Raw genomic sequence first — 22,903 nt, 5'->3', positions numbered from 1 at the left:
ATTACTCCTAGTAACAGTATAAGCAACCAAATTGTAACAGGCTCAAAAGGGTGCGAAGAATAGCGCGTCCTGGCGCCGAGTGCCTCACGTCAGGGCTGTCGCGCGAGGAGAAATAGACGCGCTTGCTATTACTGCCTAGGAGTCACACCGATGTACAACACGCTTTTGCATCAGAAGCTGGAAGCCCTGAAACAAGCCAACCAATACCGCACCTTTACGACCTTGGACCGCTTATGTGGTCGTTACCCTTTGGCCCGCTTGGCCGACGACTCGCAATCAGCGGTCGTAATGTGGTGCAGCAATGACTACCTCGGAATGTCCCAGCATTCCGACGTACGTAGCGCCATGCACGAGGCCTTGGATGCCTACGGTGCAGGTTCGGGAGGTTCGCGAAACATTGGGGGCTCCCATGCGTTGTACGGACAATTAGAGCAAAGCTTGGCCGACTGGCACGGTAAGGAAGCGGCACTGGTGTTCCCTACCGGCTTCGGGTCTAACGAGGCCACCCTGCAGTGTCTGCTGCGGGAGCTGCCCGAATGCGTGGTAATCAGTGATGAGCGTAACCATGCCTCGATCATCAACGGTATCCGCTCAACTTCGAATGAGCGCCATATCTTCCGGCACAACGATCTCGAGCACTTGGAGCAACTGCTACAAACCTACTCCCCTGACCGACCCAAGATCATTGTCTTCGAGTCGATTTACTCAATGGACGGCGATGTCGCACCTGTTAAAGAAATTGTTGCACTGGCCAAGCGATACAACGCTCTAAGCTACCTCGACGAAGTACACGCGGTAGGGATGTATGGGCCTAGGGGTGCCGGTGTTGCGGCTGAACTAGGCATTGCGGAGCAGGTAGACATTATCCAAGGCACTATGGCTAAAGCCATTGGTGTCATCGGTGGCTATATCGCCGCAAGCTCCGTCATCATCGATGCTGTACGTTCCTTTGCAACGGGCTTCATCTTCACCACGTCTCTGCCGCCCGCGGTAACGGCGGGCTGCCTTAAAAGTATCGAACACCTCAAGCGTAGTGACGTAGAGCGAAAGCGGCTGCACGCGCATACCGCAAAACTGCGCGGCAAGCTTCTGGAGCAGGACATCCCCGTCATGCCCTGCTCACGCACTCACATCCTGCCGGTATTGATCGGCGATGCCGAGCGTTGCAAAGCGGCTGCAGGACGCCTTCTGCAAACCCATCACATCTATCTGCAGCCGATCAATTTTCCTTCGGTCGCCGTAGGCACGGAACGTTTCCGCGTTAACGCAACGCCCAACCATAGCGATGAGCAGATCGAGCAACTGGCCCTTGCCCTACGGGAAACCTTCGAGCACTTCGCCATTCCTTTTGCCTCCCAACGGATTGGTGCGGAGGTTGCGTGATGAGCATCTCTTACGACATCCGTCGTGCTACGCCTGACGACATTCCTGCTCTTATCGAGCTTAGAGCCCATCTACTAGATGCCGGCGGAGCGCCTTACGCCAGCCGTACACCTGCAGACATTGAGCGTTGGCGCAGCGCCTACCCGCTATGGCTGGGGACCCGTCTTGAAAGGTCAGATCGGGTACTTATCCTATGCGCTGAACATAAGCACACCCAAGCCATACTTGGCTGCGCCACAGGCATCATTGATGACCGTGCTCCGGCTCCGGATTGTCTCAATGGCCGATCGGGTTGGGTTCAGTCGGTTGCCGTAACACCTGAGCTGCGCCGCTGCGGTATCGCAACGGCACTCATGCAGCGGCTCCTAGACTGGTTCAGGGCGCGCCATGTGAACTCAGTAGCTCTGCAAACTACTGCCGCTGCTACCTCGCTCTACCACATGCTCGGCTTCGCCTCGACTGGCGAAGCCCTATTAGTGCGTGCGGAGGGGCGGCCATGAATATCCTCATCATCGGCCTGGGCTATGCCGGTCACCGTTTTTGGCGTTTCTTTGAACACCTGTCCGTTAGTAATGGCATGCCCTTGCGCTTGGCGTATGTTGATCGGAAACCCAAGGCATCAGAACTGCCATTCTTTCCTACGGTGGCGTTCGCGCTTCATCACTTCGAGCCCGACATCGTCGTGGTCAGCGTCAACGATGAAAGTCATGCACGAATCTTGGCGGAGCTAAGCGGATATCGTGGCTTCGTGCTGTGCGAGAAACCACTCGTTACTCCCGCTGACGACCTGACACTCGTTACCGAGCAGCTAAGTCAGGTGAGTGGTTTTGCCTTGGACTTGGTAGAACGGTACTCACCCGCCACACAATCTCTGCGTCGGCAGATCAGTGCACAGGGTTGGTCGTTGGTGAGAGCCAGCTTTCACTGGGGTAAGGACCGGCTCAATGACTACCGCCCCACCTGCGGTGTTACCAGTGAAGTCATCCATGCGCTGGATCTGGTGTCGTGGATCTGCTCCTCTGCTGATCCTTTGCAGATTCACGATGTGCTCGGAGTACGTTCGGACTTCTCGATTTCCGGACATTCCGTGCTGGATACCGTCTCTCTCACCGGAACGTTGGGCCAGGCCACACTCGCAGGCTATGCCAGCTTCGTGAACATCATGCGTCAGCGCACGGTGGACTTCAGCTTCATCGATCAAGAACAGCGAGTCATTCAGGCGCGACTGGTCTTCGATACGCCGTCCTGGGATCAGGATTATCTGCGAATTTGGACGCGCAATGATCAAGGGCGGGAGCAACTGATCGATGAACAGTGTTTTAGCCCTGCCCAACCCGGACTCGAAACCCTACACAAGCTGAGTCGCCTCTGCCGCCACGTAGTGCGATGGGTATCCCTTCGCGAGACGCCCTCACAGCCCTTTGCCGACCTGCAAACGGCTATCGCTCTACAGCACCAGCTTAACCTGATTGAGTCCTCAGCCCGCTGCCCTGCTCCGGCCTGCTATGTCCCTTACGGGAACCGCAGCCTGCTGCCGGAAACGAGTGATTTGGAAACTCTGGGCTGATTTCAAAGGAGACCGCCAATGTGTGGCATTACTGGCTGGCTGTCTTTCAGCCAAGATCTTAACTTCCAGCGTTCTATCTTGGAGCGCATGACCGAAACGATGACGCGACGAGGACCTGACGCGGGCGGCCTATGGATTGATGGACCAATTGGACTCGGACATCGACGCCTCTCCATCATTGACCTCGAAGGCGGTCGCCAGCCAATGACGGCAGGCTTCGGCAACGACCCTGAAGCGGTAGCCATCACCTACAGCGGCGAGGTCTATAACTTCCAGGACCTCCGGCAAGATCTGCAAGCACTCGGACATCAGTTCGAAACTCGCAGCGACACCGAGGTAGTCCTGCACGCCTATCTGGAGTGGGGCTATGACTTCGTCGAACGACTCAATGGCATGTACGCCTTCGCGATCTGGAACAGACGCAAGCAAGAACTGCTACTGGTCCGTGACCGGATGGGGGTCAAGCCGCTTTATTACTTTCCAACTGCCGATGGCGTGATTTTTGGCTCCGAGCCCAAAGCCTTGCTGGCGAACCCTCTGGTACCTCGCAAGATTCAAGCAGACGGTCTGCGTGAAATTCTTGAGATGGTGAAAACCCCCGGGCAGGCCATCTTTGCTGGCATGCGCGAAGTGCTACCCGGCGAATGGATCAGGATTGCCCGCAGTGGTCTGCAACGGCAGCGTTACTGGAAGCTTGAAGCACGGGAGCACGAGCACTCGTTGGACCAGACCATTGGCCACACGCGTGATCTACTTGAAGACATCGTTAAATGTCAGGTCGTTTCGGACGTGCCCTTGTGTAGTCTGCTTTCAGGCGGACTCGACTCTTCTATCATCACAGCGCTGGCATCGCGCAAGCTACTTGCAGCGGGAAAAGAGAACATCCGTTCTTTCTCGTTGGATTTCGCTGATCATGGCCAGGGCTTCGCAAGCGATGCTGTTCGAGGCACGGCCGATGCACCCTTCGTGACGGACTTGGTGCAGCAGATCCAGTCCCACCATGGCGAAGTCGTCCTCGACAGTCGGGAACTTGCCGATCCGCAACTGCGGGCTCAGGTTATCCGAGCGTTGGACCTACCCCCTGCCTTTTGGGGCGATATGTGGCCGTCGCTTTACCGACTCTTTGAAGAGGTCCGACGGCATTCTACTGTCGCCTTGTCCGGAGAAAGCGCAGACGAAGTGTTCGGCGGCTATCGCTGGTTCCACGATCCAGCTGCCATCCACGCGCACTCTTTTCCGTGGCTGACTTCCGTGACGGAGAAATATTTCGACGGCAAGACGTTGTTCGATCCAGGTTTACTAAAACATCTGGATATGCAGAGTTTCCTACAGGACAGCTATTCGCAGGCTATTGCTGAGGCGCCCAGCTTGCCAGGCGAGGCCGCCGGTGATCGTCGGATGCGGGAGATGAGCTACGTCAACCTGACCCGTTTTGTACAGACGCTACTAGATCGCAAGGACCGGATGAGTATGGCGGTTGGACTGGAAGTAAGGGTGCCGTTCTGTGACCACCGCTTGGTCGAATATGCCTTCAACATCCCCTGGCAGATGAAGGCCTTCGACGGTAGAGAAAAGAGCATTCTGCGCGCGGCGACACGCGACCTTCTGCCAGCGTCTATCGTCGAGCGCGTGAAGAGCCCCTACCCCTCGACGCAAGATCCCGCTTACGAGCAGGAGCTACGCAGAGCCCTAGCCGCTATCCGGGATGACTCGAATGCGCCCGTCCGCCCCTTCCTCGACTTCACCCGTGTAGAGGCAGCGTTAGAAAGGCCCCTTGGCGTCCACTCGCCTATGTATGACCGCATGGGTATGGAACTCGCGGTCGGGCTTGATACTTGGTTGCGCGAGTACGACGTCAGCGTCGAGCTTTTCTAGCTACTTGGGCGACCGCCGCGTCGCCCCCTCACTTCCTATTTACCGACTCACCTCCGTGAGGACTTTGTCATGCCTTCAAATCGTACTTCACCTACCTATCTCATCGCCCTGGGCGCCTTCGCCCTTGGGATGGCCTCCTATGTAACAGCAGGGCTCATCCCGCTCATCCAAAGCTCCCTCTCAGTGTCAGTAGCCATGGCGGCCCAACTGGTTACCGCCTTTACCCTTGCTTATGGCATCGGCTCGCCTGTGTTCGTCGCCCTTGTGCCGCCCAACCGGCAACGTGCTGGACTGTTACTCGCCCTACTGGTCTTCGTACTTGCGAACGCAGGAAGCGCCCTTTCTGATAGCTTTCTGACGCTTGTAGTTTGCCGCGCAATCGCCGGTATTGGTGCCGGTGTCTACCTCGCCATGGGCATTGCTGCCGCCGCATCGCTCTCTACTCCGGAGCGCCGCGGCAAAGGTATCGCCGTAATTTTGGGCGGCATGGCCAGCGGTGTGGTCCTTGGTGTACCGCTGAGTTTGCTATTGGCTGACCAATGGGGCTGGCAAGCAGCTCTATGGTTGATCACGCTCTTGGGCGCTGTGAGCTGGGCGGGCCTTTACCTGCGTCTGCCAGCGCTACCCAAGGCGACCGCCAGCTCCCTTGGCCAAAAACTCGCCATGCTCAGCGATGGCCGAGTCCTGACCATTTTGCTCGTGTCGTTGCTAGCGGCCGTATCCAGCCTCGGCATGTATACCTTCATCGCCCCTCTGCTGTCCGACCCTGCCTACGGTGGTATCCACTCTGTTACGGCCTATCTCTGGGTATGGGGCATTGGAGGTGTACTAGGAAGTTTCTTAATTGGCCCCTTGGTTGATCGGGTTCGTGGTGCGGTGCTGACCCTAGGGATCATGGTCGTTCTGGCACTGTCTCTGCTTTTTCTTCCTCAGACCGCACAGTGGAATCAGTGGCTTGTCATGCTGCCCATTGCCGCTTGGGGCGCGGTCGGCTGGGCCCTGCAGGTACCGCAGAACAACGAGCTGATCCAGGCGCGCCAACACCATGGTGATGGCAACCTTGCCGTGGCCTTGAATGAATCAGCCTTGTACTTGGGGAGCGCTCTTGGTGCGGCTGCAGGCGGGTTCGTTCTACTGCTCGAACAGCCGGTCGGTAATCTGGCGCTCTACGCTGCCGGCGTAGCCACACTTGGCGCCTTTGCCCAACTGCTCCTACTACGCCAGAAAGGCACGGCATCCAATCACACCTATCTCGACTCTAAACACTGACTGAAGGAAAGGCTGTGGAACTGCGCCACTTACGCTGTTTCATTGCCGCGGCAAAAGAACGTCATTTCGCCCGGGCAGCGGCACGACTGCATATCGAGCAGTCGGTTTAGGGAGAGCGTCAGAAGCGCTTTAATCCTGGTATCTCCTATTGGTCGTGCGCTGTGAGGGCGTTTCCATCGACGGTGGCACCGTTTGCAGGAGCAACGGAGACCGGACCTATTCACCCTTACTCAATTGACCTTACGTCTGCCATGCACACGTATCCTCATGAAGCCACCGGCTCTGACGAGCCGATCAAACCTGACTCGCTTGACCCGCTGGCCCGAACAGTTTCCGGCGATGCCGAATCCCATGCCTCCCGACAGGGCGTTCCTGCCAAGGCTCACCTAGATAGCCCGGTAGAAGATGCGCGCCTGGAGCCCGAAACGTACGAAGCAGGAACGGCTTGCGAGTCGCTACGGATTGTCACCCTCGACGAGCTGCGCCCCTTTGATCACAACCCCCGTACTCTAAGAAATCCTGCCTATGACGAGATCAAGGCTTCGATCCGCGAGCGTGGTCTGGACAGCGTACCTGTCATCACGCGGCGTACTGGCGAGTCTCACTACATCATCTACAGCGGGGGTAATACGCGCCTGTCGATCCTGCGCGAGCTCTATGCCGAAACCGGCGAGGAGCGCTTTTTCCGGCTGACTTGCCGGTATCGTCCGTGGACCGAGCGTGGCGAGCTGGAGGCACTGACGGGCCACTTGGCCGAAAACGAACTCCGTGGCGGCCTGACCTTCATCGAACGCGCCAAGGCCATTCAACGGGCGCAAGCGCTTTACGAGCAAGAAGCCGGACGCACCCTCTCCCAATCCGAACTGGCGCGACGTCTCAACGCGGATGGCTATCCCGTTCGCCAATCCCACATCAGTCGCATGCAGGAAGCGTTGCGCTATCTGCTCCCTGCCATACCCACCGTGCTGTATGCCGGCCTTGGACGGCATCAAGTGGAACGCCTTGCGATTCTAAGACGGGCTTGCGAACGCACCTGGCAGGGTCTGGCAAACCACCGCGAGCGCCACACCTTTGCCGAATTGTTCCAACACGTATTGGCGCAGTTTGATTCCGCAGGCGAGCACTTTTGCCCACGACGCGTACAGGACGAGCTGATCGCACAAATGGCCGCAGCGCTCGGGATGCATTACGAGGCGCTGGCACTGGACATCGATCAACAGGAAACGCGCCAACGTGCGCTCTCGCAAACGCCACCGCTCACCTCGCATGCGCCGGGACAGACACCCAATGAGACTGATCCGGGTACCTCTCCACGGCTCATGGCCATTCAGCAATTGATTGCCCGCCATACCACTGAGCCCTTCGCGCAGCCGGGAAACAAGTCCCACATGGCTCAACCTTCTCGGGGCAGGGATAAATCCAGTGACCACACGACGCCCCCTGAAGCTGTACGCACCCAACCTGAGCACCTGCGGAACCAGATTGCACACCTTGCGCAGCAATTGGCTCGAGACGCAGGTGTCGAGCCCTTCGTGAGCGCCCAGACAAATCACCTGGGTTTCTCCTGTACGTGGCCGACCGATGCTCATGTGCTGCAGCCTGCCGCGCGTACCGTGTTGCTCCTGCTTCACGCGCTCACTGGCACTGCTCAGACGCTCCCCCTGGTCGACCGTGCAGCCCTTGCCGATGGACTCGGCGCGCTCTTGCAAGGTCAGGCGGGCGAGATCGCCCCGCTAAGTGGACCTTCGCTCTCACTGCTATTTCGGCTCATCCGCCACACCCGTCGCCTCAACCGCCTAGAGGCCGGTTCTTTCTCTTGATCCTGTGCACTGTTCCGAGAACCTCCGTCATGCCGACCAGCCACCCGCTGAACCAAGCCGTACTAACCCAGGCCCTGCACCACTTACATCACGGCGAGCTTCGCCGCTGCCAAGCGATGGGATTTGACGAGGAAGAGCTGGCCGCCCTGAAGCAGCCAGACCTGGTCAGCCTTCTGGTGAACGCGCCAGTCTCATGGTGCACGGTGTCGATCAATCGCGACGTGATCAAACGTCTGCTTGGACAATCTGCCGATGTGAGTCAGGAGATCGCGCAGATTGATCGCATGCTGCGCCTGGGCAGCAGCAGCGAGATGGTCAGTCACCGCTTCGGGCTCACCCACCAAGAGGTTGCCTTACGCCGCAATGTGCTGGGCTTACCCAAGCGCAAAGGCCGTTATCCCGCGCTGGATGATGCGCAGGACGCCGCACTCTGGCGGCAATGGAAAACCGAGGTGGCGCGGCGCGGGCTATCAACCGAGGACGAAACCGCCATGCTCGAGCTGGCCATGGAGCTTGCCGAGGCGCATGAAATACCGCTGGCCGTTCTCTGGTCATCGGTTCGGCGCTGGACCAGCCAACAAGGAGCGTAGGCATGGCCCACGAGGCGTTACGGCGCACTAGTCCCACTCCCCTGACAGCTGTCTTCAATAACGTTCTGCGCACCCTTAAATCATCCCCAAAAGCGGACGGCCCGCCCCGGGATAGTTTCCTCTACAGTGGTAACCGCCACGACAGCCTACCGCGCGCGCTCCTGCTTGATCGGCGCCTGACGCCGCTAGAGCGCAACGCCTGGCAGGTTTTGCACCTGCTGCTGGATCGCAGCGGCCTGACAGCCTTTCCAACCTATGAGCGGCTCCGTCCGTACTTGGCGGTCATGCCTTGCGCCGCGCAAGCGTCCAATGAAACTGTAGCCCGCGCCCTAGCCCTCCTCCGACTGACGCGCTGGCTGAGCCTCGTCAGGCGACAACGTGATCCTCACACCGGCCGTATCCAGGGTAACCTCTATGTCCTGCACGATGAGCCTCTCACGCCGTTCGAAGCAATCCAGCTGGATCCGGACTATCTGAAGCTGGTGAGCCAAGCACTGAGCCACGCGGCGAAGGCAGTGCAGGTGGTCGCGCGGCAGGTGCTAAAGGAGGTAACAGAAGATCCACAGGTCAACCAGCGGAGCCTTCCCACTCGCCTGCAGATTATTGCTCAACGTCTCGCTCAGCAGGGCTGGACGGACAAAGGCGTACTGGCGGTAACGGACCCTGAAATCCCGAAATCCGAAGACAGTACGCCCGCACCGCCTTCGGATTCCGAAGCAGGTGCGATCCCTGATTCTGACGACGCCCTTCGGAATCCGAAGGCAGACCGTACTGTACGTAAAGTAGATAAAGAATTAGTACGTACGAAGATGACTGAGTCTAACGACCTCGTACTACCCCCACGCTTTCTCACCCTCGACCGTGAGCAACGGTCCGGCGCCCTGGCGTCCCTCAAGCCCGTGGAGCCTGCACAGCGACAGGCGATTCTCGATGAATGGGCGGCCCGCTGCGAGCGCTCCGCAGTTCGCAATCCAGCGGGCTACCTGTTCGGCATCATCCAGAAAGCCCTGCGTGGCGAATTCAACCGCGCGGCAGCGTCTACCTTTATCCCACCACCGCTGCCGCCTGAGCCGACACCAATCATTCCTGCCGAACCGCCACCGGCGCGGGCGTGCCAGACGTCGCGAAATCCTGAGGTAGGTCGGGCTCACTTGGATCAACTGCGATCAGCGCTGCGTCTTCCTCCGCGGAACGCTATCCCCAGGGGATAGCTCACCGACTGAGGGCACAGGTCATCCTGCATATGGGCAGATCAATACAAACGGTCCTGGCATGACCAACCACGCGCCCCTTGCTGAGCTATCCCCAGGGGATAGCTAGAGAACTCCCAGAAGGGGTCGTGGTAACGGGATCTCCGGTACTCAACTCAGCGCCGCTATCCTTTGGGAACTATCCCCTGGGGATTGCTCCAGGACTCATGCTGGATGCAGACCTCTCCCTATCTTGGCTTTCTGCATGGGCTGCCGTGCAGTCGTGGACCTGATCTATCCCCAGGGGATAGGTGACAGGACTCAAGATAAACCACACATCTTGGATCAACGTCGCCTAGCCCAATGAGGCTTATCCCGGAGCTATCCCCAGGGGATAGCTCTCACGTGGCAAACACCCGGGTGGACTCCGAGAACGCCTAGCGAAAACTGGTAAGGCCACAGTGCGCCTTAATCGCAGCCTCAAGACGGCCCTGCATTGGAAAGTAGCGACTCGCCTTCTCGGGAGTCTTCCATGCGCGCACCCTACGCCACCGCTTGCCTCATACCCGCCTGCGCCGGGGCGGCCCTAGGCCTACTGCTCCAAGGCTGTACCCCACTGCCATCCGACCCAGCAGGCGCGCTGTCTGACACCCCTTCTGTGCGCTCGCCAGCGCCCGTACCGGAACGGGATCTTTTGGTTGTCCGCCAGGGACGCTACACCCTGGTCGAGCAAGGACCTGAACTCGCTCAACGCAACCTGATGCGTCAGGTTGTGGACGTTTCCATCCCCGCCGGCGCCGACCGTACCGTGGGCGATGCCCTGCGCTACGTGCTGATCCGCTCCGGCTTTTCGCTGTGCGAGACGCCAGAGGCGGCTCAGCTCTATGCGCTGTCCTTGCCGGCCGCACACCTGCAGTTGGGACCGCTGCCGCTGCGTGACGCCCTGCAGGCCCTGGCAGGCCCTGCCTGGACGCTACAGGTTGATTCGCTCGCTCGGCGTGTGTGCTTTGCACCTGCGCCAACCCATCCAACCGAGGGCCGGCCATCGTGAGGGTGCGAGCGTCTTTTCTGGCCATGCGTGCTGATCATCTACAACGCCTGGGCGGCGCCGCCTGGTTACTCGCGCTCAGCATCCTGATGGTGCATGACCACATGGGCCAGTCGCGCCTGCGTCAGCAACTAGTGCAACACAATGACCAGCCGGGCCTTCAGGCGCTGCAGGCGGACATGGCCTCCCTCACTGCCCGACTGGATGCCCTGCCAACGCCAGAGCGCCTGGTCAGCCCGACCGAGCTAAGCGCGGTACGCGAGGACCTTGAAGCCAGATTGGCCGCCGTTGTTCAGCAGCAGGAAAAACATGCCCAAGCTGCAGACATGCTGACTTTGCAACAACGCACTGACCGACTTGAGGCTCAGTTGCACGCCCTGATGCACCAAGCAACGGCGTTTCGCGAGAAGCGCCAAACACCGGCACGACCTGCACCAAAGGCCAAGGCGTCCAAACCGCCCTTTCAGCTACTCGGTGCAGAGCAACGTGGCGGCCACACCTTTCTGTCCCTGTTACCTGCTCATCAGCAAGGGCTCAACGCCGTCACGCTGCTCCGCGTGGGCGAGTCCTTGGGCCAATGGCAGCTCACCGGCTTGACCCAGGACACCGCAACATTTCGGGTGGATGGCCTGGTGCGGCGTCTGCCGCTGCCTGGAGGAGACACGCGATGACACAACGGTTACCTGCTACCGCGTTGCTCAGCCTGATTCTTGGCTCTATTCAGGCTGTTCAGGCATCTCCTGCGCCTACTGCCCACGACCAGACGCGCTGGAGCGAGACCCAACACAGCCGCCTCGTGCTGAACGAGGACGCACAGGCTCGGGCCTGGGGTCTGCAGGCCAGTGACTGGGTCCGCTATCGCGAGCTGATGCAGGGTCCGCTAGGTATCTACGCGCCGAACCTGGACCCATTGACCGCCCTAGGTATCGAGGCACGCAGTGACGAAGAGCGTGCGCGCTATGCGGAGTTGCAGGTCAGAGCCGAGGCCCGACGCGTCGAGAAACTGCTGACCTATCAGCGCGCCTACGACGCTGCCTGGCAGCGCCTTGCACCTGACTTGCAGCGGGTCACGCTCGAGGACGCCAACGTGGCAGACGAGGCGCGCCTTTCTGTGTTCGTCAAAGCGGACTGCCCGCCCTGTCTTGAACGTGTCCGGCAGTTGCAGGCACAAGGTCGGGCCTTCGACCTGTACCTGGTGGATAGCAAAGGCGATGACGCACGACTACGGCGTTGGGCGCGTCAGGCTCGCCTGGATCCCACGCGCGTTCAGCAGCGGACCATTACCCTCAACCATGACAATGGCCGCTTTCAGTCGCTAGGTCTTGCCGGCGAATTACCCGTCGTCGCACAGCGGGTGAATGGACAATGGCAGCGACAGTAGCCACGCCAACAAGGCGCCGTCGAGCAGTCGCTGGCCTGGCGTTTTTGTTGTCGGCTTTGGTCAGCGTCGCCACCTGGGCGCAGGCTCAGCTGCCGCCTCCGGCCTATCAGCTTGCGGCCCAGCAAGCCGGCGTTCCCTCTCTGGTTCTGTACGCCATAGCACTGCAGGAAAGCGGGCGACGCTGGCAAGGACGGTCAGTGCCGTGGCCCTGGACCCTGAACGTGGCTGGCGAGGCCAAGCGGTTTGCCAATCGCCATACGGCATGCACCGGCCTGCTGCAGGCCATGGACACTACCCCAGGCCGCAAAATCGACGTGGGTCTCGGCCAGATCAACCTGGGTTACCACCGCCATCGCGTCACCCATCCGTGTGACTTGCTAGACCCCTATCAAAACCTTGCGATTGCCGCTGCAATCCTCGTCGAGCAGCGCGCAGCCGCTCCTGATTGGCCAGCCGCCATTGGCCGCTACCACCGCCCGGCCGGCGGCGCATTCGCCGCACGCTATCAGCGCCTCGTCCAGGCGCATCTGGATCGCCTACAGGGTCAGGTAGCCAGTGGACTGCAGGTGGGAGAGCTGCCGTGAGACCTGGGTTCGGAAGACGCTCGCTGTTCGTACTCGGTACGGGATGGCTATCCCTGCAGGCAATGGCGGACCCACTCATCGTGGTGGGTCACGAGGGAGGTGTTTCCACCCGGCCGTACTTCGAGCCGTTCAAACGAACAGCTCCACCACGCACGGCCACTGTGACCCTATTTCCTGCCGATGCTTACGAGGCTGAGACCGCAATGCTACCGGTGCGGTCGCAAAGACTGACTCCAGGCGAAGCTTCGACACGAGCGCTCCAAGCACCTGGGCTTAGCCCCCTGTTTCTCATCGGTGATGATGCGTACTCACGTCATTGGCTGAGCCAGAAGCAGCGGCAGCTGAAGGACCAGCAGGCTATTGGCCTGGTGGTAAATATCGACACTGCCGCGGCCTTGGCCGAACTTCGGCGCCTGGCCCCCGACCTCACTCTCATTCCAACCTCGGGGGATGACCTCGCCCAACGCCTGGGGCTGCACCACTACCCTGTGCTGCTCCTGCCAATTGCGGATGACAGGTAGCGCAGGCCATGTCCCATCCAACCGGCTATGAGCGCTGGCTTCGTCCAGCCGTGGAGTTGTACAGCGTTGTCGCCTGCATGCTAGCGGCTGGCCTTGTTGCACTCATCCCCGAAACGTTCGGGCTCTCGGCCCCAATGGTCTCATTCGCCACAACGGCATTCCTATGCCTCGCCGCCGCACGGCTGTATCAGGCTCATCGCATACTGCGCTACCGACGTAATCTCCGGCGGCTGCCTGCCTACACCTTGTCCAGCGCTGCGATACCGGTCAGCACGCAGACGCTGTTCATCGGCCGTGGGTTTCGCTGGGAGGCGCGGCATACCCAACGCTTGCTCGAAACTTATTTGCCGCAGTGCCGCCGCTATGTCGAGCCAAGCCGGTACGACCGCTTTATCCAACACCTTTTCAAACAGCCTTCGCGGCGCGGTCACCTGACTCAAGCCGCCATTGGCGGCCTGCCTCGCCTGCATGGCGTCGAGCCTGACGAGCAAGACGTCTGCCTACCCTTGAACGAGCGTGTGGGCCATACGCTGGTACTGGGTACAACGCGGGTCGGCAAGACGCGGCTGGCCGAGCTCTTCATTGCGCAGGACATCCGCCGCCGCAATGCGCAGGGCGAGCATGAAGTGGTCATCGTGTTCGATCCTAAAGGCGATGCATATCTGCTCAAGCGGATGTACGCCGAAGCCAAACGCGCCGGCCGTGAACAGGAGTTTTTGGTGTTCCACCTGGGCTGGCCAGATAGCTCGGCTCGGTACAACGCCGTCGGCCGTTTTGGCCGTATCTCCGAGGTGGCTACTCGTCTTGCCGGGCAACTCTCCGGTGAAGGCGATAGCGCCGCCTTTCGCGAATTTGCCTGGCGCTTCGTCAACATCATTGCGCGCGCTTTGGTGGAGCTGGGTCAGCGCCCTGACTATCGGTTGATCCAGCGCTATGTCATCAACATCGATGCGCTGTTTATTCAGTACGCCGAACACTACTTCGCTACACGCGAACCCGAGGCGTGGGAGGCGATCCTCACGCTTGAGGCGGGATTGAACAACCGTAATCTGCCGCGGCACATGATTGGACGGGAGATCCGGGTTGTTGCCCTCGAGCAGTACCTCTCTACTACCAATCACTTCGATCCGGTGCTCGATGGCCTGCGCAGCGCCGTGCGCTACGAGCGCAGCTTTTTCGACAAGATTGTGGCTTCGCTCCTGCCCCTGCTGGAGAAGCTCACCACCGGCAAGATCGTCCAGTTGCTCTCGCCGGACTACGAGGACCTGCAGGATCCGCGGCCAATCTTCGACTGGATGCAAGTCGTTCGCCAACGCGCCATTGTTTATGTGGGCTTGGATGCCCTATCCGATGCCGAGGTCGCCGCAGCCGTAGGCAATTCCATGTTTGCGGATCTGGTTTCGGTGGCGGGACACCTCTACAAGTTCGGCGTCGACAGCGGATTACCCGGCGGCAAGCCAGGCACCAAGCCAACCATTAATCTGCACGCCGATGAGTTCAACGAACTGATGGGTGATGAGTTTATTCCCCTGGTCAACAAGGGCGGCGGCGCTGGCGTTCAGGTGACGGCCTATACCCAGACCCTGTCGGATATCGAGGCGCGGCTAGGTAATCGCGCCAAGGCGGGTCAGGTGATTGGCAACTTCAACAACCTATTCATGCTGCGTGTACGCGAAACAGCCACGGCCGAGCTGCTGACCCGCCAACTCCCCCAGGTTGACGTCTATACACCCGCGCAATCTAGTAGCGTCACTGACACCTCTGATCCAACGGCTGCGAGCGCCTTCACCTCCAGCACTCAAGATCAGCTCGTGGGCAGCCGGCGGCCTCTGATTGAGCCTGCTCATCTCGTCGCGTTGCCCAAGGGGCAGTGCTTTGCGCTGCTTGAAGGTGGTGCGCTGTGGAAGGTGCGCATGCCCTTACCGCTACCAGACGCTGATGATGATTTACCGGCTGATCTTCGTGCGCTGACCGCTGCCATGCGCCGGCACCCGTTCGGGCCCAAGACGGCTGAGCAGTCTGGCGAACCAGACTCACCACTCAAGGCTGCCCCAGAGCCACCGGCGACTTCGACTGCGGAGGTTTCTTCTCATGAATGAAGCCGTAGACACCCGGCCGCGTAGTTACGGAGGGTTTACGCAGCTTCTGCTACTGCCCTTTACGGTCCTGGGCCTGCTGTGCGCCGCGCTGCTCCTTCGGCTTTTACTGGAAGGCCTTGGCATGCTGTTCGTGTGGTCGGATATTGCGAAGTGGCACGCGCAAAGCGTCTATGAGCACGACTTGCATTACCTTGCCGGCACGCCCGGAGCTGCCCGGTGGCAGTCGCTCTCGTACGCATGGCGAAAAACAGAAAGCTCATTACAGCGCACTACATTGTCCGCTTACCGGATCGGAATACGGCATGCGTCGCACTCGCTGCCGTGTCTCTCTGAGCACCGCGCATCGATTGCTTTACGGGTATCAAAACAGTCGCAGTTGCATACTGCTCTGGCGGCTGCGCAGTATAGCGGGCTCAGTATCGGCGTAAGGGCCTTGAACCTATGTCAAGCCTTACCCTTGCTGGTCTTAAGTCTGTTGGTGGGCGTAATAGATGGGTGGGTACGACGGCACGTACGCCGCTTCAACACCCAGCGCGAATCGAGCTATGTCCATCACCGTGCTAGAGTCCTTTTCGTCCCTCTTACGTTGCTGCCAGGAGTAGTGTATTTGGTGCTTCCGTTGTCTCTATCGCCCAGCGGTTTCATCGTCGCAAGCGCTGCGGGAGTAGCAGGTATGGCGACGCTTGTGGTGGGTTCATTCAAAAAGCACCTTTAAGTCCTCCCCAGTGCCTCATGCAGGCGACAAAAGGTTTCACGTGAAACCTGACAAGACCATGCTTTCAACACCCGCTAGCCACGGCAAACCGTACGCGTGAAATGTCTCGGGGATTAGGGGATGCCACCCTGGTCTCTGACCACTCGCCGCCGCTGATCGTATGTCCCAAAGATTGAAGCTACCTGCCTAGAATACGTTTGCGCCGCTGCCACGTGGCAACCTTGCGCAAGAGACGAGAGAGCTGCTCAACTGAGTAGGGCTTTTGAAGCAACTCAAAACCATCAGTGCCATTCTGAGCAAGCACATGGCTATAGCCAGAAGTAAGCAATACGGGAAGGTCATAGTGCTCCGCGCGGATGCGGTGTGCCAGCTCAACACCATTCATGCCGGGCATCACTACATCAGAGAACACTACATCAAATCGGTTGGCATTTCTGGCAAGCTCAGCCAGCGCTTCTTCGGCATTGGCTGCCAAGACCGTGAGATAACCCAGATCGGTAAGTGCCTGCACCGCTACAGCGCCCACGTCGGCATTGTCCTCGACTACCAGCACACAGGTGCCATGACCATCCATCAACGGTTCCGATGGCGCAGCGACCGCAGCCTGAGGCGCATCGGCGATACGCGCAAGATAAAGCGTAAATGTAGTGCCACGCCCCTGCTCACTGTTGACAACCACTTCGCCACCAGACTGTTTGGCAAATCCAAACACCTGTGAAAGACCCAAACCGGTTCCTTCGCCGACGTTCTTCGTGGTAAAAAACGGCTCGAAAATTTTTCCCAAATGTTCCTGGGAAATGCCGCCACCTGTATCTGTAATTGAAATAGCGACATAGTTACCTTTTACCGCAGGGTGACTACGTACGGCAGGCATTAAGTCGACTGTCTCTACCTTGATAGTGAGCACTCCCTCGCTTTTCATCGCGTCGCGCGCATTGACCGCCATGTTGACTAAAGCAGTATCGAATTGACTAAGATCAGCGCTTACATAACAGCTTTTGGAAGGTAGGTCGGTAATCACCCTAATGCGCGAGCCCGTGAGGGTGCCCATCATGCCCGAGAGGGCACGTACGCTCTCGCACACATCAAACACCTCTGGCTTGAGCGTTTGCCGTCGCGCGAACGCTAGAAGCTGACCAGTTAGTTTCGTCGCCCTATCTACAGTCTCAGATATTGCAGTGATGTAACGAACACTGCGGTCAGGCGTAAGGTTTGGCCGTTGGAGCAGATCAGTGGAGGCCCTAATGACAGTCAGAAGGTTGTTGAAATCATGTGCGACACCGCCCGTCAACTGGCCAATAAGCTCGATTTTTTGCGACTGACGCAGCGCTTCTTGAGTAAGGCCCAACTCTGCCTCGGCGCGAAGATGCTCAGTAATATCACGAGCGTAGTGAAATGCACCAATGATGCGCCCTTCCAAACTGTACAAAGGCGAATAGGAAAATTCCCAGTAGCGCGTGAGCAGCGTAGGATCACCGAACTCTTCGGCCACGGTATAGGATTCACCCAAAAGAGCGCGCGTCATGAACCCACGCATAATGAGCGCCTGGTCAGGCGGAAGTAGATCGGGGAGAACATCCCCCAACTGTACGCGGAGAGCGAACATGCGAAAAAATTCGTTACTGTGCGCCTGATTGAAGGCAATTAATCGAAATTCGTTATCAAACGCGCATATCGGATCGGCACAGGATTCAATAATATCCTGCGACAACTGCAATTCTTCAGTACGCAAGAAGATTTTTTGTTCTAGCGTATCATTTAGACTACGCAGCGCTTCATCTGCGCGGACCCGCTCAGTGGCATCGATTACATGATGAATCACCGCTACCACTTCGCCATTTTTGCTGAGTATCGGTGCGTTAACCGGTTCCCACCATCGGACCTCAAAGCCGCCTGCGGGATGAGAAATATCGTATTTCTGGTCCGGCATACGGTCCGGCTTCTTGGTCTCGATGGCCCGCTCGATTGACGCGCGAAGATTAGCTACCCCTGTCGCGGCAAAGTCATCTGGATTGTCTGGCATCGCGTCAAACAGGCCTCGGCCGACGAGCCTGGCTCGTGTTTGCAAGGTTGCTGCGAGGTAGGCATCGTTGACATCAATAATCGTGAAACGCGGACTATCTACCGCAACGACCAACATAGGTGCAGGGGCAGCTGAAAAAAGCATCTGCTGAACGAAAGCCAGCGTCGCATCTTTCTGTTCAGCCGGATCAGGACTGTGATGCTCAGGCATGGATAGGGACCTGCTAGGTAGCGGCTACGTGAAAAGCGGAGTGATTGGATCGAGGCTTCAGTCTACCTGTGCTCTATCCTGTGATAGTGCTATGCGGCTCAATGACGTCGACGACAGTGCGAGCGTTGGAGGCTGGTCTACGCCCCCTAATGCTCAGAAGCTAACCGGTCAACCCGTTACAAAGGCTCGATCATTCGTTATCGTGCGGCCTTGAACGCCTGCTTACAAGCAGGCGGATCCATCTTGTGACCGAAGGGAACCCTATGCGCACAGCTGACATATCTGTGCGGGCGGAGCTAAGCACAGACTGCTAAGGGGATTGGCAAAGCTGGTACCGCTTGCCTGCATTGCAAAATATCGCTAAATGTCGCTTGCCATTGAGTTAGTAATCCCCTCCTGGTGATTTAGTTCGGTTCACGACATTACAATGGATAAATTGCGATAGATAAAATAGCAGCATGAGTAATTTATTCAAACCTTGGTAGCGCAAGAACATAAATACAGATACAGGACCCCAACCGCAAGATCCCTAATCAAATGTCGGATATTTTATTTCGCGCGTTTGTATGAGCTGACGCCCTGAACTTAGAATGATGTGCCAACCACTGGCACGATATACAGATCCTAAGAGAAATCGGCTGATATGCTCGACTTTCCTTCTGTAGCCTGTCTGCAGCCATCTGATAGGTAGCGCCGCTGCGCTCTGCATGTTTTTAAATGATTTGAAGATCTGTAGGGCCATTACCGAAACGGTAACCGTGCAATTTTATCGGGCCCACCACCGGTCACTTCGAAAAAACATTTAAGCCCTTTGGTGTTCTATTGACGTGTATCCCCCTCCTAATCGGTTCTGATTCCAATGAAAATTCCTCAGGTTGTCGTGCTCGTCATCGAGGACGAACCCTTGCTGCTCGGGCTTCTGTGTGAATTGCTACGTGATTTGGGGGCAGAGGTTGTGGCTGTCGATCGGGCGGATGCGGGGATGACTTATCTGGAAGATCACGCAGGAGAGCTGGGGTTGATCGTAACAGACGTGATGATGCCAGGGAGACTGAACGGGCACGACCTTGCGGTGGCGGTATCTGCACGCTGGCCTAGGCTACCGGTGCTAGTCACCTCAGGCTACACACCATCAAAAAACCACGAAATGCCATACAACACTTTTTTCATCGCAAAACCGTGGAACCTTCAGCAAATGGAAGCGGCAGTTACTGAGCGACTGCCATTGCTTAAAGTAAGCTAAACAGCGTCATACTGCTAAAAAATGAACGCTCGCGTCTTGTCGTTCACTGCATGGCCGCGCCACTTGGCCAGTAAGCTTTTGTGTTCGCGCCCCGCTTGCACAGCGTTATCACAACACGCCTTCAGAGCTTTCCTTGATAGGGCATTACGCTAGAAAAGGGGGCATGCTCATACCTGTAGGGCCGCATTCACCAAACACCTTCGCTTCATCCCCGTCAATTATCTGCAACACAAAGTGCAACTCTTGTGACTCTTCAAAAACTTATAAACATATAGCAAAACTCATCTATCCTTTATTTATAAATCAACTAGAACATCGCATCTCGATAATCAATCCCCTATCAAAATCGATAAATAGCCTAGCTTTTCTAGGGCTTTCCTCACAGATTGTTAACTGTGCACAACCAATAATTAGCAATGGCAAGCTGGCAGTCACTGCCAGCCACAAATTTATCTTTAGTAGCGCAATCTTAGCTACTAACCACGCCACTGGCGAAAGTGATCAATCTATTTCTACTCAGCGGCATATCCCGCTATAAGCCCTAAAGACAAATCCAGTATCGTGGCCAATTTTCGCTGAAAAGGCTGTTTTACTGATGAGCTTAAGTACAACTGGCGAACATCAGGATTGTGAACGCTAGGGGCCAGTTAACCTCGATAATGCTTCCTGAGTATCTATCGCTTAGCAGGTATGCATGCTACTAATTATCGGTTTTGTGCCGTCGAACATCTCGTTCAAACTCATCTGCCAGCTGCTGCAGCGTGATACTTTGCAGGCGCGTCAGCAGCAAAGCCTGCGCGGCATCGAACGCCTCGGTCAGCGCATTGTTTACGGCTCGCTCGACCAGACATTCAGGATGATCGGTCGCTAAACCTATGGCGAAAATCGACGACGATCCGAGCGCCTGGTGGATATTTAGCAGTGTGATCTCTGCAAGGGGCTTTGCCAGCATCCACCCTCCCCGGTGACCCTTTTCAGAGCGAACGTACCCCTGTTCCTTGAGCAGCGCCATCGTTCTGCGCACCACCACCGGGTTGGTACTTAGCATCTGCGCCAAGGTGTCAGACGTCGCAGGTTGCTCATGGCGAGCCATGTGAATCAGCGTATGCAGCATCCGCGATAGGCGCGTGTCATTTCTCATAGCTCAAAAACCTCATTCAAGCCGGCCAGCATCTCTTGACACAGGAAAAGTTACAAGACCTAGACTTTAGCCCGTCATGTAACTTATGTTGTTTCCTGAAATTTATGAGGGAAACTCCATGATCTATGATGTGATCGTTGTGGGTGGCAGCTACGCCGGCGTGTCCGCTGCCATGCAGCTGGCTAGGGCGCGCCGCTCTGTATTGGTGATTGATGCTGCGCAACGGCGTAATCGATTCGCTGCCACGTCTCACGGATTCTTGGGGCAAGACGGCATCAGCCCAGATGCAATTGCTGACCAAGCGCGTCGGCAACTACTCGCCTACCCATCCGTCACCTGGCATGACGCGTCTGCGGTTGCAGCAGAGAAACAGGCCGATGTGATCTCTATCGCTACAAGCGATGGCCTCACCTTCAATGCCCGTCGGCTGATTCTGGCTTCCGGCGTCACCGATGAGCTGCCAGATATTCCTGGCTTGGCTGAGCGTTGGGGCCGACAGGTCTTCCACTGCCCTTACTGCCATGGGTATGAGCTCGACAGAGGAAAAATCGGTGTTCTGGCCAGCTCGCCACTGGCTACCCATCAGGCCCTGATGTTGCCTGATTGGGGACCAACAACCTTGTTCCTCAACGGCGCCTTTGAGCCTGATGCGGAACAGAGCGGAAAGCTTGCACAGCGTGGCGTTTCGCTCGTGCAGGAGCCGGTTGTTTTTATTGGCGGGGAGCGGTTGGAAGTGACACTGGCCAGTGGTCGTGTGATTACGCTTGCAGGACTGTTCGTCCAACCACGCACGCATCTGAACAACCCCCTGATCAAGCAGCTGGGCCTTGACGTTGAAAGCGGTCCTTTGGGCGACTTCCTTACCGTAGACCAGATGCGAGAAACCAGCGTGGCAGGCGTATTCGCCTGTGGAGATGCGGCAGTAGCTGCCGATAACGTGGCGATCGCGGTCGGCGACGGTGCTCGCACAGGTGGCGCAGCTCACCAGTCGTTGATCTTTCGCTGAGTGAAGCAACTTCAGGCCGCCGGCTTTCTACTAAAGCGCTAGCAGGTATTAACTAGTCTTCTTAGCAAAGACAGTAGCGCACCTGCCAGCTCTACCTTATCTGACAGGTGCAGCGTCATCGCTTAAGAGGGTTGTCGAGCTTCCGTCAGGGCTCGTCGATAAAGCACGACAACGTCGTCAAGCAGCTCGCGCATCATCGACGCGAGCAATTGCTGGCGAAGTTCTCCGTTCTCTACCGACTCAGACGCCAATTGATCCAGCAGATCGTTCAGCACTGAAACATGCAGCTCAGCTTCGGCTTCCGACGTATCTGGCTGGAAGTCGGGCTGGCGAGCTCGAAGCGAAGGCGTTGGAAAAGGAACAATGGTGTTGGTGCGACTAGTCATAGCGCACCTCCGTACAGGAGGTGAAACAGACAATCGGATAAGCCAGGCGGAGCCCGGGCTTAAAAGGAGGACGAGGCATTCTACTTATGCTCCCTGGTTTGATTAAGGAGCTGCCACCATCCGTTCTGACACAGAAGTGGTGGCAGACCGTACGGGGGTCAGAAACCGGAAACCAAGGGAACCGGCCAGGCAATAGCCTGCCCCGCACGGCCTGCCATAGAAAAGCGGAACGGATCAAACGACCCATATTCGCCTGGCTATGACGCTGCCGCGCCCTGGTTTAACGGGTTCTGACGCCCGGTCGTGGGATTGACCACGACAGCCAAAATCTAACGCTCGATGCACCTAGTTGCAACCGACAAGCCACTTCGCCGGCTGTGTGCAAAGTACTTGAGAAGATGGCTCTACCCTCCAGGCTTACCTGGTTGCTCAACGGCTGGAGCAGACCCGGCGACATGAGCACAAACGCAACGCTGAATTGATCGTCTCTGGTGGGTAAGACGAGCGCACCTGTCAGTCCTAAACGCCCAACAGGTGCAACGTCTTCACCTGAGGCTGTTGCTAGTGTCTTGCTTCTGTCAGAGCTCGGCGGTAGAGCACGACAACATCGTTAAGCAACTCTCGCATCATCGACGCAAGCAGTTGCTGACGAAGTTCTCCGTTCTCTACCGACTCAGACGCCAACTGATCTAGCAGATCGTTCAGCACTGAAATATGCAACTCAGCTTCGGCTTCCGGTGTATCTGGCTGGAAGTCGGGCTGGCGCGCTCGGAGCGAAGGCGTTGGAAAAGGGACTATGGTGCTAGGGTTTGTCTGAAAAGTCGACGCGCCAACAGCGATCAATGCAGGCCA

At 57.6% G+C, this 22,903-nt stretch carries 21 protein-coding genes and 1 pseudogene; 18 read left to right on the top strand and 4 right to left on the bottom strand.

From position 1 onward, the window contains the following. Positions 1-150 precede the first annotated feature (150 nt). The 16 genes and pseudogenes from hemA (at position 151) to GSQ95_RS27065 (ending at position 16,042) form a co-directional block, all read left to right on the top strand. Positions 151-1,383, top strand: a complete 1,233-nt coding sequence (gene hemA, locus GSQ95_RS05960) for a 5-aminolevulinate synthase (protein ID WP_158894991.1) — start codon at positions 151-153, stop codon at positions 1,381-1,383. After that, the gene (locus GSQ95_RS05955; protein WP_077171165.1) at positions 1,383-1,883 is read left to right on the top strand and encodes a GNAT family N-acetyltransferase; all 501 of its coding nucleotides are present in this window, start codon (positions 1,383-1,385) and stop codon (positions 1,881-1,883) included. Before hemA ends, GSQ95_RS05955 begins: the two co-directional genes overlap by 1 nt. Then, positions 1,880-2,950, top strand: a complete 1,071-nt coding sequence (locus tag GSQ95_RS05950; protein ID WP_158894989.1) for a Gfo/Idh/MocA family oxidoreductase — start codon at positions 1,880-1,882, stop codon at positions 2,948-2,950. Before GSQ95_RS05955 ends, GSQ95_RS05950 begins: the two co-directional genes overlap by 4 nt. An 18-nt stretch (positions 2,951-2,968) precedes the next feature. Beyond that, the gene (gene asnB, locus GSQ95_RS05945) at positions 2,969-4,825 is read left to right on the top strand and encodes an asparagine synthase (glutamine-hydrolyzing) (protein WP_158894987.1); all 1,857 of its coding nucleotides are present in this window, start codon (positions 2,969-2,971) and stop codon (positions 4,823-4,825) included. Positions 4,826-4,894: 69 nt separating this feature from the next. Beyond that, positions 4,895-6,094 (top strand): MFS transporter, encoded by a 1,200-nt coding sequence (locus GSQ95_RS05940; RefSeq protein ID WP_158894985.1) that lies wholly within the window; start codon positions 4,895-4,897, stop codon positions 6,092-6,094. A gap of 14 nt (positions 6,095-6,108) precedes the next feature. Then, positions 6,109-6,198: pseudogene (locus tag GSQ95_RS05935) on the top strand (LysR family transcriptional regulator); the annotation flags it as partial. 147 nt (positions 6,199-6,345) lie between these two features. Beyond that, positions 6,346-7,914: a ParB family protein gene (locus tag GSQ95_RS05930; protein WP_158894983.1), complete on the top strand. Its 1,569-nt coding sequence runs from the start codon at positions 6,346-6,348 to the stop codon at positions 7,912-7,914. 29 nt (positions 7,915-7,943) lie between these two features. Continuing rightward, a complete protein-coding gene (locus GSQ95_RS05925) occupies positions 7,944-8,504 on the top strand; it encodes a DUF2857 domain-containing protein (protein WP_158894981.1) in 561 nt (186 codons plus the stop codon). 2 nt (positions 8,505-8,506) lie between these two features. Further along, positions 8,507-9,715 (top strand): STY4528 family pathogenicity island replication protein, encoded by a 1,209-nt coding sequence (locus GSQ95_RS05920; RefSeq protein ID WP_158894979.1) that lies wholly within the window; start codon positions 8,507-8,509, stop codon positions 9,713-9,715. Between the two features lie 673 nt (positions 9,716-10,388). Beyond that, positions 10,389-10,745, top strand: coding sequence for a pilus assembly protein PilL (locus GSQ95_RS05915; RefSeq protein ID WP_158894977.1), 357 nt, complete (start codon positions 10,389-10,391; stop codon positions 10,743-10,745). A 23-nt stretch (positions 10,746-10,768) separates the two neighbouring features. Then, entirely contained in the window at positions 10,769-11,413 is a 645-nt protein-coding gene (locus tag GSQ95_RS05910) for a hypothetical protein (protein WP_158894975.1), read from the top strand. Continuing rightward, complete coding sequence (locus tag GSQ95_RS05905) at positions 11,410-12,123, top strand: TIGR03759 family integrating conjugative element protein (RefSeq protein ID WP_158894973.1); 714 nt, start codon at positions 11,410-11,412, stop codon at positions 12,121-12,123. Before GSQ95_RS05910 ends, GSQ95_RS05905 begins: the two co-directional genes overlap by 4 nt. Beyond that, a complete protein-coding gene (locus tag GSQ95_RS05900) occupies positions 12,108-12,707 on the top strand; it encodes a transglycosylase SLT domain-containing protein (RefSeq protein ID WP_158894971.1) in 600 nt (199 codons plus the stop codon). Before GSQ95_RS05905 ends, GSQ95_RS05900 begins: the two co-directional genes overlap by 16 nt. 62 nt (positions 12,708-12,769) lie before the next feature. After that, positions 12,770-13,228 (top strand): integrating conjugative element protein, encoded by a 459-nt coding sequence (locus GSQ95_RS05895; RefSeq protein WP_158894969.1) that lies wholly within the window; start codon positions 12,770-12,772, stop codon positions 13,226-13,228. 8 nt (positions 13,229-13,236) lie between these two features. Then, entirely contained in the window at positions 13,237-15,327 is a 2,091-nt protein-coding gene (traD, locus tag GSQ95_RS05890; RefSeq protein WP_158894967.1) for a type IV conjugative transfer system coupling protein TraD, read from the top strand. Beyond that, entirely contained in the window at positions 15,320-16,042 is a 723-nt protein-coding gene (locus GSQ95_RS27065; protein ID WP_158894965.1) for a DUF4400 domain-containing protein, read from the top strand. The genes traD and GSQ95_RS27065 overlap by 8 nt, the downstream gene beginning before the upstream one ends. A gap of 178 nt (positions 16,043-16,220) precedes the next feature. Here the strand turns inward: GSQ95_RS27065 and GSQ95_RS05880 are convergent, their stop codons facing one another. Then, on the bottom strand, positions 16,221-18,275 hold the full coding sequence (locus GSQ95_RS05880) for a PAS domain-containing sensor histidine kinase (protein WP_256664482.1): 2,055 nt from the start codon (positions 18,273-18,275) through the stop codon (positions 16,221-16,223). An 859-nt stretch (positions 18,276-19,134) separates the two neighbouring features. Here GSQ95_RS05880 and GSQ95_RS05875 point away from each other — a divergent pair. Continuing rightward, positions 19,135-19,518 (top strand): response regulator, encoded by a 384-nt coding sequence (locus tag GSQ95_RS05875; protein ID WP_158894963.1) that lies wholly within the window; start codon positions 19,135-19,137, stop codon positions 19,516-19,518. Positions 19,519-20,218: 700 nt separating this feature from the next. Here the strand turns inward: GSQ95_RS05875 and GSQ95_RS05870 are convergent. Continuing rightward, positions 20,219-20,659 (bottom strand): Rrf2 family transcriptional regulator, encoded by a 441-nt coding sequence (locus tag GSQ95_RS05870; protein WP_158894961.1) that lies wholly within the window; start codon positions 20,657-20,659, stop codon positions 20,219-20,221. A gap of 118 nt (positions 20,660-20,777) precedes the next feature. On the opposite strand from GSQ95_RS05870, the gene GSQ95_RS05865 reads away from it, so the two are divergent. Further along, entirely contained in the window at positions 20,778-21,665 is an 888-nt protein-coding gene (locus GSQ95_RS05865) for an NAD(P)/FAD-dependent oxidoreductase (protein WP_158894959.1), read from the top strand. 122 nt (positions 21,666-21,787) lie between these two features. On the opposite strand, the gene GSQ95_RS05860 is transcribed toward GSQ95_RS05865, so the two are convergent. Beyond that, entirely contained in the window at positions 21,788-22,051 is a 264-nt protein-coding gene (locus GSQ95_RS05860) for a hypothetical protein (RefSeq protein ID WP_158894957.1), read from the bottom strand. A gap of 561 nt (positions 22,052-22,612) precedes the next feature. Further along, positions 22,613-22,903 (bottom strand): hypothetical protein (locus GSQ95_RS26260; protein ID WP_218580190.1); only part of this gene is annotated, 291 nt, incomplete at its 5' end.

Source organism: Pseudomonas sp. BAV 4579, assembly GCF_009765395.1.
Taxonomy (GTDB): Bacteria; Pseudomonadota; Gammaproteobacteria; order Pseudomonadales; family Pseudomonadaceae; genus Chryseomonas; species Chryseomonas aestiva.
This window is presented reverse-complemented; position numbering and strand designations above follow the sequence as displayed.